The sequence below is a fragment of the Desulfosalsimonas propionicica genome, from assembly GCF_013761005.1.
Taxonomy (GTDB): domain Bacteria; phylum Desulfobacterota; class Desulfobacteria; order Desulfobacterales; family Desulfosalsimonadaceae; genus Desulfosalsimonas; species Desulfosalsimonas propionicica.
The window spans coordinates 65,886-83,061 of the sequence record NZ_JACDUS010000005.1 but is presented as its reverse complement, the minus strand read 5'-3'; the positions used below and the strand labels follow the sequence as shown (position 1 = coordinate 83,061).

The following is a 17,176-nucleotide window of genomic DNA, read 5'->3' as shown; positions in this document are numbered from 1 at the left end:
CACTGATCCATGCGGAAGTGCGCAGCTCACTGGTGGGGCTCCCGGACTTCAAATCCGGTGTGGGGCGTTAAAACCGTCCCGGGTGGGTTCGATTCCCATGCACTTCCGCCATTTTTATTCTTTTCAGCAAGTTAACTTTCCAGGCCCGTCTGATTTTTCCTGTTTTCTTCTTTCAGACCTATATCAGGGTTTGCCAAACTTGGCAAGCACACCCGTGCCCGCCCGGCTCCTGCGTATCCAAAGCGCACAATTGAAACCGTTGCTCATGCTCCCTTGGATATCGATATACAGAAAACCCATATCTTGCGAAATACCGGTTCAATTATAAAATCCGTTTTTTATGGACAAACAACCACGGCACACCAGGTAACAAAAAAATCTTTTGGCCTTAATTTTTTCGTCATACATCCGAAAAGAGCCCTTAATGATTTCACAAGAAAATAATATCTTGATTTTAAGAGAAAAACGGTTTCACGAAATGCCAAACAAAAAGGGGGCAAACGAAATGAAGGCCAAATCATTGAGGTTCAAATTAATCGCCGGCGGAATACTGGTGGTGTTAATTCCGTTGCTGGCGGTTGGATATTTTGCCGTTACCCGGGCATCAGAGGCGCTGCAGAGCCTTGGCCGGGAACAGGTCGTCAATTTATCCAAAGATCTGTCCAGCATGACGGATTTGGTGCTCAAGGAAGAACTCAAGCTGAGCACAGAAATTGGTTCGGATGTAAAATTGCAGGAATCCGTATCCGCAGTGGTTGAAACAGGGAGGCAAAATGCGGCCACTGAAGCGGAATTATTGGACAAAAGACTTTCCGGCATAATGACGTCCATCGGTCATGATTATGAAGCCATGTTTTTGGCCGATCCCAAAGGTATTATTTATTCAGATGGCAACAAAGGCGCATACCGGGATGTCTCTATTGCTGACAGACCTTATTTCCAAAAAGCAAAGAACGGAAAAACCCTGGTCGGCAATCCCATAAAATCAAAGGTCACGGGCGATGTCGTGGTGCCGGTGGCCAGCCCGGTCCAGCACCCGGATGGCAAATTTGCGGGTATTCTTGCATTAATTGTGAAGATTGATTTTATCGCGGAAAAAATTACTTCTGTCAAAATCGGTAAAACCGGATATCCTTTTTTGGTGAATCAGAAAGGGCTGATTCTCGTCCATCCGGATGAAACGCTTATTCTGGAGACAAACATAACCCAGTTGCCTGGCATGGAGGGCATTGCCCGGGCGGCAACAAACGGTCAAACAGGGGTGGAAAACTACATTTACAAAGGGGATAAAAAAATCGGAGGTTTTGCGCCTGTGGGCCTCACCGGATGGAGCGTTGTAACCACCCAGACAGCTGATGATTTCATGGGAACGGCCAATTCCATTCGCAATTTCATGACGCTCATGACCGTTGTTTTCCTGGGCGCCACAATGCTGATTGTCATATTCTTCTCCAACGGTATCAGCCGTCGGGTGATGAATATCGTGGATAGTTTAAACAGGGGTTCCGAACAAGTCGCTTCAGCCTCCGGCCAGGTGGCCTCCACCAGCCAATCCCTGGCGGAAGGATCCAGTGAACAGGCCTCAAGCCTTGAAGAAACATCTTCCTCCCTCGAGCAAATGGCGGCACAGACCCGCCAAAACTCTCAAAATGCGGATCAGGCGGACAATGCCGTCAAGGAGACTTCCAAGGTTGTTGAAAACGGGGTCTCATCCATGGAGCGAATGAATTCAGCCATCAATGAGATTAAGGAGTCTTCCAACGAAACTTCCAAAATTATAAAAACCATTGATGATATTGCTTTCCAGACAAATCTTCTGGCACTTAACGCCGCGGTGGAAGCAGCGCGTGCAGGCGAAGCCGGAAAGGGCTTTGCCGTTGTTGCCGAAGAGGTCAGAAACCTGGCCCAGCGAAGCGCCGAGGCCGCCCAGAACACATCCCAGCTTATTGAAAAATCTCAGGAAAACGCCAACAATGGCGTCAGCGTTGCCGAGGAAGTCGCCACGCAGCTCAATTCCATCAAGGAAAGCTCGGTAAAGGTCAATACCTTGATTTCAGAAATTGCCGCCGCCTCAAAGGAGCAGACCCAGGGCATCGAACAAGTCAATGTTGCGGTTTCCGAAATGGACAAGGTTGTTCAGCAAAATGCCGCGGATTCCGAGGAATCTGCCAGTGCAGCCGAAGAACTTTCATCTCAGGCCACAGAGATGGAAAAAATGGTTGCCGAACTGGAAGCGGTGGTGGCAGGCAGCGCTGCCGGGTCAAGCAACCGGTCAGAAGATTCCCGGCAATCCAAGGCCGGGCTTCGCTCCAAAAAACAGTCATCGCATCAGCCGGAAAAAAGGCAGCAGAAACAAACCACCAAAAGGCTTGCCGGAAAATCCAGATCAAATAATGCAGACGAGGTAATCCCGTTAGACGATAATGATTTCAAAGAATTCTGATACCTGCGAAAACAATAAATGCAAACAGGGCGGTCTGACAGGACCGCCCTTTGATGAACCGGAGGCACCATGAACAATCAGGCAGCAGAAAACGCCGCGGATATGTCCGAACTGTCCGGAAAATACCTGACTTTTCATCTCGGGGATGAAGGCTACGGCCTGGAGATCCTAAAAGTTCAGGAAATCATTGGTATGCTGGAAATTACAAAGATCCCGCAAACCCCGAATTATGTAAAGGGTGTCATCAACCTGCGGGGCAAAGTTATACCCGTAATTGATCTGCGCCTCAAATTCGGCATGCCGGAACAGGAATTGACCCGGAAAACATGTATTATCGTGGTCCAGGTCCAAAAAAGTGACACTGCTCTCATCATCGGCATTGTCGTCGACGAAGTCTCCGAGGTCCTGAATATATCCGGAGAACAAATCGAGGCGGCACCGTCGCTGGGCATGCAGGTAAACACCCATTTCATCCTTGGCATGGCCAAAACCGAATCCGCTGTCAAGATTCTTCTGGATATCGACAAGGTCTTATCCGCCGAAGAAATGAATGCCCTGACACGTGCCAGCGGATAACCAAAAATAACAGGCGGGCTGTTAAAGCCCGGGCCCTGGAAACCGTGAATCTGTCCTGTCGGAACTGTTTCAGCGCCTCAGATCCGGCAGGCCGGATCCGGGGGCAGGATTTGAAAACCACCCGGATCAACCGGGTTTAGGAACGCAGCACATGGTAGCAGACCACCGGCTCCAGCTTATTTTTCACATGTACCTGCCCCCGGCATTCAAACGCAAAATTTTCCGTATTGGCCAGATAGGTCTGCTCGCCGATAATGATCTCCCCTCCGGCGGCCATCTGCTCAAGCCTGGCCGCCACGTTGACGCAATCACCAATGACCGTGTAATCCATCCGGTTGGCCGATCCGATATTGCCAATAATGGCCGTTCCCGTGTTGATCCCGATGCCGAGTTCAAAATATTCCAATCCGGCGGCCATTCGACGACGCCGCATTGCATCGGTGGCCGCCTGGATTTCAATGGCAGTGCGAATGGCGTTTGCCGGAGCATTGCCATCTGTGTCCACCAGGCCGAATACGGCGATCAGCTGATCCCCCACGAACTTGTCGAGCAGTCCGTTATTTTTAAAAATAATATCCACCATGATGCTGAAATACTCGTTTAGCATGGCCACCACCTCTTCTGCGGCCATACGCTCGGCAATGGTGGTAAATGAACGAATATCGGCAAACAACACTGTGACATTACGCCGCTCGGTTTCCAGAAAAACCCCTTCCTTGAGGTTAATGAGCTTTTCCACGAGGTTGTTTCCCACATACCGGCTCAGGCGATTTCGCAATTGCTCTTCACGCTTGCTGCGCTGATAAGACAGGGCCAGATCCCTGGCATATACCATCAACTGGGTGGCCTGCTGCTGGTTTTTGCGATTTAATTCTTCAACCTGCTTTTGCAGCAAATGAAAACAACCCGCAATGTAGAATAACTCCCGGTCCGCACGCAGCTCTGTCAACTCCGCTTCTCCACCCTGCCCGGCCCGGCCGGCGGCCTGCATGAGTTCCCGAATCTGGGATGCCAGGCGCCGCATTAAAATATAGCCGGAAACCATGCTTGCCAAGGCCAGGGGCAGGGCCCAGAAAAGATCTCCGGCTGGATCAGGGGAGAGTCGAAATAAGAGAAAAACCAACAGAAGAAAGGGAAAAACGGCCATCAGCACAGTCGCCGCCCGGATCCGGCCGACAGTGCTCAAGTAATTTTTCCGATTCCGCCGGCTCATTCAGGGCATCCGCTTTCTTCAGGCGCCATGCGCTGAAAATCAAATGCATGGTGAAAGCAAACAGCAATGCCCTGCAGACCGGCATCGGGTTTGGCGCCGCAAGCCTCCGGGCAGTTGATGCGCACCACGCTTGCCTGATTTCGGATGCAGGCCTGCACGTCTTCTGCAGCATCGAGCATAATGGCCACGTCTATATCCTGGCCCACGTGGTAGCGGTCCGGAAAACCGGACAAAAACAATGCACCGCTGCCAGATACGTCCTGCAGGCGGGTGATTTCCTTAAAAGGGCGGTTTTGGGAATCTTTTCCGGAAATCCGTACCGGGAAGGTAATCTTGTAGCGATCAAAAGAACGCTTATCAAAACTGGTGTCCGGGGCCGGCACCTGAGAGGGCAACTGTTTTGGCCGGGTTCCGGGCAGAATCCGCCGGACAAGTCCCCGCAAACGCGTTTTCAGGGAATCAAGCAACGGATCGGCTTCCTTTTTCAAATCTCAGGAAATCAGGTCTCAGGGCATCAGGTGATACACACCCGGCGCACCTCGCTCATGTCCGTGAATCCGGCAAACATCTTGGCAATGCCGTCCTGAACCAGCGTGGTCATACCCTCCTGGCTTGCCTGGTTGAAAAGCTCTTCAGCACTGGCCTGCCGCTTGATCATCCGCTTGATCTCCCTGGAACCGTCCATGAGTTCATGGATGCCCATCCGGCCCTTATAACCGCTGCTGCACTGTTCACAGCCTTTGGGCCTGTAAATGGTCAGATCCTCGGACCAGGTAATGCCGGTTTGGTCAAATGCATCCTCGCCGTAGATTTCAACAATCCCATCGAATTCCTCCCGGGTGGGATGATAAGCCTCCCGGCAGTTGGAACACAGGCGGCGCACCAGGCGCTGGGCCAGCACACAGATAAACGCATCGGAAAAATTCAGGGGATTTAAGCCCATGTCCAGAAGCCGGGTCACGGTTTCCGGGGCACTGTTGGTATGCAGGGTGGAAAACACCAAGTGACCGGTCAGGGATGCCTCCACACCAATGGAAGCGGTTTCATAATCCCGCATTTCACCGACCATGATAACATCCGGGTCAGCCCGGAGAAACGAACGCATGATACGGGCAAAATCCAGCCCGATCTTTTTGTGCACCTCCACCTGGCGCAAACCCTGCTGGGTAATTTCCACCGGGTCTTCAGCCGTCCAGATCTTGCGCTCGGGAGTATTGATGTGATGCAGTGCTGAATGCAGGGTTGTGGTTTTACCCGAACCTGTGGGCCCAACGCACAGAATCAGCCCATAGGGCTTGGAAATGCCCCGCCGCATGACTTCAAGATTGCGCTCGGTCATGCCCATCTCATCGATTTTCATGGCCCCGGCTGAAGCCAGGAGGCGCATTACCGCATCTTCCAGACCACCGGCCGTGGGCAGGGTGGCCACACGAAGTTCAAACTGCGGCACGCCCCGCCGCCGGAATTTGATTTTTCCATCCTGGGGCATGCGCCGTTCAGCAATATCGAGCCCGGCCATGATCTTGATACGGGACAACAAGGCATTGGCAAAAGTATTGGGCACTTCCAGAAAGTCCTGGCACACCCCGTCTATGCGGAAACGAATCTTGGTGCGCCGGGTGATGGGCGATGGTTCCACGTGAACATCCGAGGCTTTTTTCCGAAAGGCCGTAATCAGGGCCTGATCCACCAGCCGGACCACCTTGCCGGAGGCCTCGGTATAGGCTTCAAAATCTTCTTCTTCCTCATCATCTTCTTCGAATTCGATTTCCGGCAGATTTTCAAAAGTCTCAGCAGTGGAAAGGCTTTGCTGTTCAGACCTGGCGGATTTTTTCCCAACAAAAAAATGATTGATAATGGCTTCAATGTCTTCCTTGATACCAACGGAGAAGACAAATTTGCTGGTGTTAAACAGGGCCTTGGCATGATCGAGCTTGCGCAGGTCCTTTGGGTCATCGAGCAGAATTTCAATATGGTCGACTTCCCATTTCAGGGGCACCCATAAATCCTGGAGCAGAAAGGGCTTTTTAAGGTTGGCCAGAAGTTCGTAGGGCACCTCCATGTTTGAATTGTATTCCTTGAAGGGGCAGTGATAGAAGGCGGATAAGGATTTTCCGATCTGCTCCTTGGGCACCTTGAACTGCTCCATGAGCACCTGTTCCACGCTCTTTTTGAGCTGTTTGGATATGCCCAGGGCCTTCTGGAGCTGATCAGTGGTGACAACCTCATTTCGCAGCAGATAATCATAGCGGGATTCATACCGCTCGCCCGGTTCCGCGGAAGCCAGCTTTTCCTTGATTTTGGGATATACCGGATCGATTCCCTGAACGGATTTGTAACACTCAGCAGCCAGTTCCTTATAATCGCGATGCTCAAATGCCAGGCCGAGCTCGTATTTCATGTCCGCCCGGATTTTTTCTGAAAGCTGATTTTCCTCGCCGATGGCATCAACGCGCTCGATGACCTCGGTCGGGGGAAACAAGGCAAAAAGGCACTCCAGCAAATCTGCATAAAACTGATCCACTGGATAATCGGCTGAAAAAAGCTTTTGATATTCTTTTACCGCTTCCTTGTACAGGCCCAGTTCCTTGAAGGCCGTGGCGCTGTCATAGACCTCGGGAGCGCTTTCCCCGAGGGAAAGCCCTGACTTGATGTGAGAGACATCTTCGGTGGAAAGCTCCTTGGCCACATCCTGGTCCAGGTCCTCGGCCTCCTGGCTCAGGGAATCGATTTTGCTTTGGAGTTCCGCTCTTGCCGCTTCGGTTAAATCGGTGAACGATTCAAGCATATCCCGGTATACGGATATGGCTTCTTCGTATAGCCCGTGGGCTTCATATGCCTCTGCCACCTTTTGCCGGGAGTCGAAACCGGGTTGTTTTTCCACGGTCTCCATGTTTCCATCCTTTTTGATTTTCAAAACAGTACAGGCTGCGGGATCCAAATGCAGCCGGATTCCAGCAAAAACAAATTCATCAGGCCTTGCGTCTTTTAAATATCTGGCCGAATTTTCGGCCCGGCTTGATCCGGTCCAGAGAAGGCAGAAGGATCTCGCAGTTAAGCCTTACCATTGAAACCGGGGCCAGGTCCTCGAGCAGCACCAGCACATAGCCCGGCCGGGCCTTTCGAACATACAGGCGCTTGCTGTCAAAGACGAATTCGGCCTCATGGATATCGGATAATTCACCGGCAAAAGACGACCAGTCAAACCTGCCAAGGCGCGACTGCTCATCGCCGTATCCGGAAGAAAACGCACTGGCCACCACCTGCCCGTCTCCGGCAATGACGATCACGCCGTGAACGCCTTCGATGGTGTTAATATCCTTGAAAATATCTTTCATTGCTCTTTCCGTGCACCTGATAACGCATTTGCGTTCCGTCGGGACCGGTTTTTTGTCAAATTCCTGAAAAACCCCTATAGCAGCAGATCAATGATCCGGTCCCGGGACACATCATGGCTCATCCGTATCACGCTCACCTGGCTGCCTGGCACAATCACCCGCTGGCCCGTGGATTTTTGATTCACATAAACCGCATTGAGATCTCCGCTGCCGCAAAGTTTTCCGATCCGCGCGGCTTCTTGCAGAAGACCGGCATACCGCTGATCTTCATATATATCCTCCACTCCGGAAACCTGTCCGAATATGGATTCCAATTTGCTTTGAGACCGTTCTGCATCAGAAGTCCCGGCAGCAGGGGATTTTTTGCTGTCTCCTGCATCGGATCGGGGATGATCGGCGGCTGACGGTGCCGATTGCTCTTCGGACTGGGTGAAAATGGGGCTATCGAGCAGAATCTGGTCATTTGGCGGATTTTCATGGGGCGAAAAATCCGGCCGGTTTTCATCCTTTTGGCGCATGGCGTTTAGCAGCATCGACTGAAGGCCTCCGTCGATGAGCTTTTCGGTCACCTGGCAAAAATTTTCAATTGTCAGCGACACCCCGGACCAGGAAAGAATTTCATAGGCCGCCTCATGGCCCTGCCGACCGCCCAGCCGGGCATTGATCAAATCCCCGTCTCTGAAAAACAACACCCCCAGCTGATTGCCGGTCTTGCGGCTCACACGAAGGGTGCAGGTCTGGCTTTCCATTTCAATGAGTTGCAAAAATGTTTCCAGGGAGACATTGTGCAGGCTGCCGCCTTCCGCCTGAGCTCTGAGTATCCGGTTGATGCGCTCGATCAGGTCTTCCGTGCTCAAAGGCTTGACCATGTAGTCACTGGCCCCGCTTTTAAAAACCACCTCCCGGGTCTTGGGACGATCATAGGCGGTGACAATCATCACGGGAATATCCGGGTAGTCCCGGCTGACCCGGTTTACCAGCTCAAAACCATCGATGCCCGGCATCCGCAAATCACTGACCACGGCGCTGACGTGGTCTGCGGCCAGCATATCCAATGCCTCCTGGCCGCTTTCCGTGGTTGCCACTGTAAAAGGCGGGGCATTTTGCTTCAGCTCCTGCTCCATGAGCTGGAGCCAAACCGCATCATCATCGACTATGAGCACTTTTGGTGTCATGATCACCTGTTATATGGATTCCGGCGGTTTTCTCCGGTGCCTGCCATTAAAAACCATCATTGCACTACAATCTTATATCAAATGCAGCAATTTCATCAGCGAATTCCCTGCGCCAGACTTCGAGATTTTTCTGGAGCCGAACCAGCAAACCGTGGCTTTCGGCGATCTCCGTGACACATTCCGCTACTGCGGCTGCCAGCTTTCCATAATCAGCGCTTCCGCTAAACTGCGCCTTGCCCTCGGAATACCTGAATTCCGCGGCAAACGGATCCAGAAATTCATATTTGTCCACCTTTTCCACAAACTTGCGGTTCAGCAGGGTTTCAAAATCGCCTTTGATTTTCCGGTTAGACCGCACCAAGGATTCCAGGGCGTATAACAACCCTCCCAGCATCTCCATGATCCGGGCCGAAGCGATCTTTGTCTCACGGGAACCGGAATCGGCTTTGCTGCTGTCCCTGGCCCGTTCCGGAGGCGATATTTTGGCTGCCTCGGGCTCATCCAGCATGACCCGGCTGACGTTAAAAATGCCGCCATGTTCCTTGGAGCGTTGAATCAGGTCCTGCCGGTACTGCTCGGAGCGGTCCAGGTTGCCGGCACCGTCAGCCGAAGAGCCTCCGATGACTTCCCCCTTGTAAATAAACAGCAGGCCGCCCTGGACGTTTTTGACTTCCACGTCAATATAGCCGGTGAACTTTTCCGCCTCCAGTTTTCGAATCAATCCCTCAAGATTGGTAAACTCGGAGGTCAAATCCGCATACACCACTTTTGATTTCGGCAGATTGGCCCAGAAATAGAGTCGCTCCGGCAGGATTCGATAAACCGAAATGGTAAAATTGTTTCGGCCTGCGCCTTCAACAACGCGCTCAACAGCATCCGTGCCGTGAAAATGCTGCCGCCGGTGGTCCAAAAATCCGTTGACAATGCTTTGCTCGTCAAAAAAAAGCACTGCCTCGGAAACCGGAGACTGAAAATGGACCACGCCGGCACCCACCTCGCCCTGGTAATGTTCAATGAGCCTGGCAATATCAACGTAGTAGCTGTTTAAATTTTCAACAACCGGCTTTTCTCTGGGAATCAGAAACATTTCTTTTTCCACATTGTATTGTTAAGGATCTTCAGTTACGGCAATGATACAGCTTCAGACAAGGCAAACAGGCAATGCGCCGGCACGGGCGGACGCATCGCCTTCACCATTTGCCTTGTCCGAATCCCGGGCTACCTGCGTCTTCTGAGCCGCTCAATGGAAAACCGCAGACTGTCCTGCATCCGGGAAATCGCTTCAGCCAGAGATCCGATTTCATCTTTGGAACGCACTTCGATCTCGGCTTCCAGATCCCCGACGCTGATGCGGTCGGCCGCCTCGGTCAGGTAGCGGATTTTGCGGGTCAGGCGGTATCCGTAAACAATAATACAAAAACCAATAATCAGAATCGCGCCGCCCAGAATCCCGAGGTTGATATTGCGGGTCTCCATTGTCATCTGCTCGGCATTTTCGCGCAGGCCCTCGGTTCTTTCCGTAAATTCGTCCATGTAGGCGGTGGCCTCCAGTTGAAGCTTTTTGCCCTCGATGTTGATGGGGACGATTGCCATGTATTTTTCCCTCAGGTCACCGTCTGTGTCCTTCCACCTATATGTCCCGGCGGCCTCCTTTCTGCCCCAGGAATTTTCCATGAGATCCCACCATTCCTCAAAATACGGGCCCAATGCTTTGCGCATGGTCTCTTCGGTATCCGGTATGCCGATCAGATTCGGATTGGGGTGCGCCCATAGAGTGAAGCCCCGGTCCGCAGTTTCCTCTTCGCTCAAACAGGTGTAACCGCTTTCACCAACGGCTTGCACGGCAATCTGATTGAAAGTGGGATCGTAGCTGAAATCCTCACGTTCAAGCTCCGGATGCGTGCGCAGATATATTTCGCACTGCACAGCCACATCCCGAGCTTTTTGAAGCAGCTGATCCTTACCGGCCTCGGCAACCAATTCGGTGCTCTGATCGGTAATCTCCTTGGTCAGCTTGTTGATCTGCATGTATGAGAAATAGCCCGAAACCGCCATCAGGACAACCGGTATGACCAGAAAGAGAAAAAACATCTTGCCGCGCAACCCGATCCATCCGCCGGAAGAAGAATCACTCCCTGAATAATCAGGACCTCCGGCTACGGCCGGGGTCTCTTCTTCGTCCGGCTGTCCCAGGGATGGTCCGGCATCTTCGGCATCCTCCGGCGGCGCATCGGCAGTCGCATAGGAAGGTTCGGAATAGGTTTCCTCGGGCAGTTCCGTGGTTTCCATCAACCTGGACAGCTGGGTCACATGGCCGCATTCCCCGCACCGGACCCGTATACTTTGGCCTCTATAGCGCTCAAGCTTATCCGGATCCAGATGATAAACCTTTCCGCATTCCTCGCAAATCACCGTCATGATCTATCCTCCTCGGTCAATTGTTGGCAGCATGAAATAAAATCATTTTCCTTTATCTCCAAAGGAATTCTTTTCTTGTTCAGCAAGGGGCCAATCCCGGATTATGTCTGGATTTCCCGGAGCTTTTTGACCATGGCCTGCTGAAAGGCCACTTTTCTTTCCTCGCGCAAAATCTGACGGGCCAGCAAATCCACAAGCTCGGCCGCCCGATGGGCGGGGAAGCGGTTGGCCGTCTCCCCCATGTCCCGGATCTCATCTTCGATCACCACATCCGCAATGGGTCCCATGGCCCGGGAAAGCTGGGAGGAGAGAAAATCAAGAAAATCCTTCCCCAGTACCGGCATGCTATCCTGGGAGGGTTCGCAGAGTTTCAGCTGGTGAAGTTTCTGAACCACGCCACGAAGGTCCTTCATGCTCATCTGCAGGGACTGGGCCACCTCGCCGAGCTTTTTTTTACCGTCGAGCTCCATGAGCACCTGCAGCATCTGGCTGTCAAGGGAAACCTCGCCCTGGTCGGCCCGCAGGCTTCGTTTCAATACCATGCGGGAAATATCACCTGAAAAAACAGTTGTCATGCAATGCCTCCGTTTCGAAGGAAGATGTTCTTATTTCCTGATTTACGCACCGAGATTCTTGATGATTTGCTGGATGACCTGCAATTCCGACTTGATGGTTTTCCTCAGCTCTTCAACGATATAATCCAGAGCCTCCTGATTGTCCAGAACCGCTGCAGGCCTGCCCCCGGTGTTCCCGGATACCTTTTGACTCCCGGCTGGTTCCGGGGAAAGCACCCGCTTCTTGAATTCCTTGAATCTTTTGACATCTGCGGAAAGCAGGCGTTTTTTCTCTTTTTCCTGCATTTCCGGACGGGCCAGAACAGTTTCAAAGTTTTTGAACACATCGGCCACAAAACCAATGGCCTCGGGGTGCGCCTTGGCCTTTTTGGCCTTGATGTATTTGCCAACGGACTCCTGGAGCTTTAAAAACATGGAAAGGGTTTTATCGTCCTGGTAGGTCTCCTGCAGCCGGCGAATCTCTTTTAAAAAAGCCCCCATGCTTTCATCTGAAATCTCCCAGTCAATGCCGGCCACCAGTGCTCTGAGCTCCCGGACAGGAGAATTTTGTTCATCAAACCCGGTATCCTCGTCTTCGCCAAACATTTCCTCGAGCCGGCTGGAAACTTCTTCGCCCAGGCCCTCATCATCTTCCGTGCGATTCAATGATTTTCCTCCTATTGCAGTTTTTTCCGCAGGGAACTGACAGTCAGTGCGATAATTTTTTTCATGGTGGCGGCCACATTATCGCCCCGGATGGCGCTGGCCTGGAAATAAGGGGCGTTTAACCTGGAGTTCAAGTCCTTTTGAAGGGTTTCCTCCGAGAGAATGGGGATGCCTTCATCTGCGAGATCCCGTTTGTTGTACTGCATGACCAGCGGGATGTTAAAGATGTTTTTATTGAAGGTTTCCAGGTTTTCCTTGAGATTCTGCAGGGAGCGAATATTCATCTCCCGCCGCAGATCCATGGAATCGGCCACAAAGACAATGCCGTCAACACCTCGCAGCACCAGGCGGCGGGTGGCATTGTATTTGACCTGACCGGGAACTGTGTAGAGCTGGATCTTAATGCTGTGTCCCTTGATTTCACCGATGTCAAATGGGAGAAAGTCAAAAAAAAGGGTTCGGTCACCGTAAGTTTTCACTGTGACCATCTCATTTAAAATCCGTTTCTTGAATTTGCGGTTGATATATTCGAGGTTCGTGGTCTTGCCGCCGCGGCCCGGGCCGTAGTAAACGATCTTGACCTGGACCTCCCGCTTTTTCGGATTGATTAACGCCAAATCACCTTCCTCCGCAGCCCTTTAGGTTTTCTCCACTGCCATTATATTTCCCGAATATGAGCGTTCACAGGATCTGCAACGGCTTTAAATCAACGTCTGAATGCGCTTAATGGCCTCGGCTACTTTCAATCGCAAAAATCCCAGAGAAACATCCCGGTTGAAAATGGTCAGAAGAAGCAAATCCTCCACCACCTTGCTGAAATGGATACTTTCTTTTTCCCCCTTGTGAAACAGCAGGGAAAATTCCTGTTCTCCGATGATGTTGGCCATGGCGCTGACCGCCCCGTAATTGCCCGCCGCCAGTGCAGCCAGGGAAAACACGTCGTGATTGGCATGCCCGTTGTCAAGATTGACAATCACATTGCCGGCCAAATCCATCAGGATGACACTCTGCACCCCCAGATCGATCAATTCCTGCTGCAGCACATCTTCAATGGATTCGATCTGTTCTTTGGTGAAATCGATTGTAAAATCCATTTATGGTTACCCCTTGCATTCCAAATTGATATGCACCCTTCCCCCTAATGCCGGATTTCGCTCATGCCCGCAATTTATCCGGCCCGTTGTTTTTTTGCAAAACTCTTTTCTTATATAACAATGATTTACCCGAATCAATGAGAAAATACCCATTGATCCTATGCAGTCTTTTGTCCTGCTCCCGGTGGATTTCTGTTTAAAAATAACTAACATATTCTCAGTTCCGAATGCAAGCAGGAAAGGAAGATCATTTGCGGCGTCATGCGGCAGGCCTTGCCGCTATTGTCCCTTTACCCTGAAATAGCGTTCCACCAAAGCTTCTGCCAGCCCCGTGTATTCAGACGGGTGAAGATCTTTTAAATCCCGGCGCACGGCCTCGGGAATGGACTCCAGGCTGTCGACAAAACCGGCCAGATCCTCGCGGGTGATGCGTTTGCCCCGGGTCAATGCCTTTAACTTTTCATACGGCTGGGTTTCACCGTAAACCCGCATGGCCGACTGTACGGGTTCAGCCAGCAATTCCGGGTTGGCTTCCAGATCCGCAGCGATCACCGCCTCATTGGCCTCAACCCGGTCCAGGCCCTTGTATGTGGAGGCCAGGGCCACCATCATGTAGCCAAACACCACCCCCAGATTGCGAAGCACCGTACTGTCGCTCAAATCCCGCTGGAATCTGGAAATCATCAGCTTGACCGCCATATGCTCCATCATGGAAACAGCCAGCCCCAGATTTCCCTCGCTGTTTTCAAAATCAATGGGATTGACTTTATGGGGCATGGTCGATGACCCCACTTCCCCCTCTTTGAGCTTTTGCTTGAAATAGCCCAGGGAAATATAGCCCCACATATCCCGGTCCAGATCCGTGAGAACCGCGGAAATCCGAACCATGGCATGAAGAATGGCGGCCATGTAATTGTTGGGGTTGACCTGGGTGGTGTACATCACAGGTGAGATCTCCAGATGCTGCTCCATAAACCGGGTGGAAGCGGCCATCCAGTCAATTTCCGGGAACACGAAGTGATGGGCATTGTAATTGCCGCTGGCCCCGTTTAGCTTGGCCTGAATGGGCAGGTCCAAAAGGCATCGCAGTTCATGGCGCAGCCGCCAGGCGAAGTTGACCATCTCTTTACCGACAGTGGTGGGCGTTGCCGGCTGGCCGTGGGTTCGCGCCATCATGGGAATGCTTTTATACTCACGGGCCAGTTCCTCGATTTTCTCCAGGATTTCCCGGAGCCGCTCTACGATCTGCTCCCGGCCGCTGCGGATCATCAGAGCGTAAGAGGTGTTGTTGATATCATCGGAGGTGCAGGCAAAATGGACCCATTCTTTGATATGGGCCAGGCCGGCAGCCGTGAGCTTTTCCTTGATGTAATACTCCACGGCCTTGACATCATGATTGGTTTCTTTTTCAATGGCCTTGATCGCTTCAGCGCCATCCACGTCAAAGTTCTCATATATGGCATCGATTTTTTTCAGTGCCGCATCATCGGCGTCCGCCATGCCCAGGTCCCTGAGCAGAAATTTGAGCCAATGCAATTCCACGTAAAGCCGGTACCGGATCAGCCCGTATTCGGAAAAAATCTCCCTGAGCGGGCCGGCATGGCGGGCATATCTGCCGTCAAGGACGGAAATGGCTTCAATGGGCCTTTGTTGGGTCATGATTCTCCTGCTTCCTTATCCGTGATGTTTGTTCATGGACTGATTTCTCAATTGGATTCAGCGCCGTCGCCCCCGGATCCCAGGAATGCCGTGGGCCGGGTATCCCGGATATAGCGGCGGACACCCTGGACAATGCCGTCGCATAAATGCTTTTGATAATTCGAATTGGTGAGACGCTGACATTCCCGTTTGTTGCTGATAAAAGAAGTTTCAATCAAAATCGAAGGCATCTGGGCGCCCAGAAGGACATAAAACGGCGCCTGCTTGACGCCCTTATCATGAATCCGGCTGTAATGGCCGTCCAGATGGCCGATCAGGTCCTTGTGCACATAAGTGGCCAGCCGGCTGGATTCATTGATCTTGGCATTGCGCATCAAATCATCGAGAATGGTCTGCAGTTCGCTGATATTTTTCTCAGATGTGGCATTTTCCCGGGCGGCCACAGCAATGGAGTCCTCATCGGTCGTCAGGTTCAGAAAATAGGTCTCGATGCCGTATGCATTCCGGTTTCTGGCGGCATTGGCATGAATGGAAATAAACAGGTCCGCTTTTTTGGTATTGGCAATGGCAGTGCGCTCCTCCAGGGTCAGATACACATCCCTGTCCCGTGTCAGCAGCACTTCGCAGCCCAGTTCCTCGCGAAGCCTGGCCGCCAGTTTTTTTGAGATTTCCAGGACCACGTTTTTTTCATGCACTCCTTTTAAATAACCCGGCGCCCCGTAGTCCTTGCCCCCGTGACCGGCATCAATGACAATCCGCCGCACCCCCAGGGCCAGCTGCCGGGCAATGGAAGCTTTCTGGTTACGGGATATTTCGGGATCAGAGGAATCGGCCGGTTTCTCTGCAGTGGCCTGCCCCCTTACATCAATGACAATTCTGAAAGGATTTTTCAAAGAAAACACATTGTAATCTTCAAAGGACTTGATATCCACAACCACACGGACGGTATCAGACCGGTACTGGCCTGCGCGCACATCCTTGAGCAGGGTGTCGTTGATGGCAATCTGCTCCTGGATATGGTTGGCCAGGCGGGTGTTGTCCAGATCCACATACAGCCGCTGATTCATCTGGTTGATGGAGGGATCTTTTTTCAACAGATTGTGCTTGAAATCAGTGGCCTGATTGGCATCAATGACCACCCGGGTATATTCCGGGTTGGACCAGTAGCGTATTCCGGTAACCGTAACCGCCTCTCCCGGTGCGGGGGTATTGCTGCTGTCTGAATGATTGGTGGTGACTTCCCCGGATGCAGTGTCTTCTCCGGCAAGGTTCACGGGGGTGTGCGCACTTGCCGCAGACGCGTCAAGCGCTTTGCGCGCACGACGGCTGTAGGCGCTCGACGAATACTGCCCGGCCACTTTTTTAAACAGGGACCGGGCTTTTTGCTCATCAGCAGGACTGCGGGAATAAGAATACAGTTTCTGATACAGCTGTGCGGTCATAAACAACCCGGCCGCCGCCCAGGGGCCTTCCGGATCCCGTTCATGGACGGCTTCGAAGCGCTCAATGCATTTCATCCAATAACTGCGGTATTTCTGCCGCTCCGGGTGCTGCTGGAGCTGTCGGTAGCAGGACTCGGCTTGAAAATAGGCCTGTTTTGCGGCCTTTTCATCGGCTTTGATCGCATCCCCGATGTCTCTTAAAGCTGCGCGGGCTTTTTGCCTGTAAGCACTTTCGGGATATTTCCGGCTCACCTGTTGAAACCGGGAAGCCGCAGCCTTGAGATCTGCAGACCGGTAGGAATGTCTGTAAAGCTCCCGGTACAGGCTTGCGGCCTTATACAACCCGGCCGCCGCCCAGGGACCGTCCGGGTCCCGGTCATGGACAGCATCGAAGCGCTCAATGCACTTTAACCAATAGCTGCGGTATTTCTGCCGCTCCGGGTGCTGCTGGAGCTGTCGGTAGCAGGACTCGGCCTCAAAATAAAGCTGATTCGGCGCGGCTCCCGTGGATACACAGGATCCCAACACGCAAATCAGGCAGATAACGAGAATATGAATCAGTCGTCTATGTTTCATGCAGCTGCTTTGTTGTTTAATG

Annotated in this window: 15 protein-coding genes and 1 tRNA gene; 3 read left to right on the top strand and 13 right to left on the bottom strand. The window is 52.2% G+C overall.

What is annotated here, in order from left to right; translation table 11 throughout:
• Positions 1 to 13: 13 nt before the first annotated feature.
• The 3 genes from HNR65_RS10310 to HNR65_RS10300 all read left to right on the top strand — a co-directional run bounded on the left by HNR65_RS10310 (position 14) and on the right by HNR65_RS10300 (position 3,019).
• Positions 14 to 111 (top strand) — tRNA-Sec (locus tag HNR65_RS10310).
• Positions 112 to 505: 394 nt separating this feature from the next.
• On the top strand, positions 506 to 2,443 hold the full coding sequence (locus HNR65_RS10305) for a methyl-accepting chemotaxis protein (protein WP_181551422.1): 1,938 nt from the start codon (positions 506 to 508) through the stop codon (positions 2,441 to 2,443).
• 69 nt (positions 2,444 to 2,512) lie between these two features.
• Positions 2,513 to 3,019, top strand: a complete 507-nt coding sequence (locus tag HNR65_RS10300) for a chemotaxis protein CheW (RefSeq protein ID WP_181551421.1) — start codon at positions 2,513 to 2,515, stop codon at positions 3,017 to 3,019.
• A gap of 136 nt (positions 3,020 to 3,155) precedes the next feature.
• Here the strand turns inward: HNR65_RS10300 and HNR65_RS10295 are convergent, their stop codons facing one another.
• The 13 genes from HNR65_RS10295 to HNR65_RS10235 all read right to left on the bottom strand — a co-directional run bounded on the left by HNR65_RS10295 (position 3,156) and on the right by HNR65_RS10235 (position 17,154).
• The gene (locus tag HNR65_RS10295) at positions 3,156 to 4,232 is read right to left on the bottom strand and encodes an adenylate/guanylate cyclase domain-containing protein (protein WP_181551420.1); all 1,077 of its coding nucleotides are present in this window, start codon (positions 4,230 to 4,232) and stop codon (positions 3,156 to 3,158) included.
• Complete coding sequence (locus HNR65_RS10290; RefSeq protein WP_181551419.1) at positions 4,229 to 4,699, bottom strand: PilZ domain-containing protein; 471 nt, start codon at positions 4,697 to 4,699, stop codon at positions 4,229 to 4,231. The genes HNR65_RS10295 and HNR65_RS10290 overlap by 4 nt, the downstream gene beginning before the upstream one ends.
• A 47-nt stretch (positions 4,700 to 4,746) precedes the next feature.
• Positions 4,747 to 7,125 carry a GspE/PulE family protein gene (locus HNR65_RS10285; RefSeq protein ID WP_220128355.1) on the bottom strand — a complete coding sequence of 793 codons (2,379 nt, stop codon included), beginning with the start codon at positions 7,123 to 7,125 and terminating at the stop codon, positions 4,747 to 4,749.
• Between the two features lie 79 nt (positions 7,126 to 7,204).
• Complete coding sequence (locus tag HNR65_RS10280; protein WP_181551418.1) at positions 7,205 to 7,570, bottom strand: hypothetical protein; 366 nt, start codon at positions 7,568 to 7,570, stop codon at positions 7,205 to 7,207.
• A 74-nt stretch (positions 7,571 to 7,644) separates the two neighbouring features.
• Positions 7,645 to 8,745 (bottom strand): response regulator, encoded by a 1,101-nt coding sequence (locus HNR65_RS10275; RefSeq protein ID WP_181551417.1) that lies wholly within the window; start codon positions 8,743 to 8,745, stop codon positions 7,645 to 7,647.
• Positions 8,746 to 8,809: 64 nt separating this feature from the next.
• Positions 8,810 to 9,832 (bottom strand): hypothetical protein, encoded by a 1,023-nt coding sequence (locus tag HNR65_RS10270; RefSeq protein WP_181551416.1) that lies wholly within the window; start codon positions 9,830 to 9,832, stop codon positions 8,810 to 8,812.
• Positions 9,833 to 9,963: 131 nt separating this feature from the next.
• Entirely contained in the window at positions 9,964 to 11,163 is a 1,200-nt protein-coding gene (locus HNR65_RS10265) for a HAMP domain-containing protein (protein ID WP_181551415.1), read from the bottom strand.
• Positions 11,164 to 11,264: 101 nt separating this feature from the next.
• Positions 11,265 to 11,738, bottom strand: a complete 474-nt coding sequence (locus tag HNR65_RS10260) for a DUF8082 domain-containing protein (protein WP_181551414.1) — start codon at positions 11,736 to 11,738, stop codon at positions 11,265 to 11,267.
• A gap of 42 nt (positions 11,739 to 11,780) precedes the next feature.
• Positions 11,781 to 12,383, bottom strand: coding sequence for a hypothetical protein (locus HNR65_RS10255; protein WP_181551413.1), 603 nt, complete (start codon positions 12,381 to 12,383; stop codon positions 11,781 to 11,783).
• A gap of 11 nt (positions 12,384 to 12,394) precedes the next feature.
• Entirely contained in the window at positions 12,395 to 13,000 is a 606-nt protein-coding gene (locus tag HNR65_RS10250; RefSeq protein WP_181551412.1) for a GTP-binding protein, read from the bottom strand.
• An 84-nt stretch (positions 13,001 to 13,084) separates the two neighbouring features.
• A complete protein-coding gene (locus HNR65_RS10245; protein WP_181551411.1) occupies positions 13,085 to 13,477 on the bottom strand; it encodes a roadblock/LC7 domain-containing protein in 393 nt (130 codons plus the stop codon).
• A 279-nt stretch (positions 13,478 to 13,756) separates the two neighbouring features.
• Positions 13,757 to 15,136 carry an adenylosuccinate lyase gene (gene purB, locus HNR65_RS10240; RefSeq protein WP_181551410.1) on the bottom strand — a complete coding sequence of 460 codons (1,380 nt, stop codon included), beginning with the start codon at positions 15,134 to 15,136 and terminating at the stop codon, positions 13,757 to 13,759.
• Between the two features lie 47 nt (positions 15,137 to 15,183).
• Positions 15,184 to 17,154 carry an N-acetylmuramoyl-L-alanine amidase gene (locus HNR65_RS10235; protein ID WP_232364744.1) on the bottom strand — a complete coding sequence of 657 codons (1,971 nt, stop codon included), beginning with the start codon at positions 17,152 to 17,154 and terminating at the stop codon, positions 15,184 to 15,186.
• Between the last annotated feature and the right edge of the window lie 22 nt (positions 17,155 to 17,176).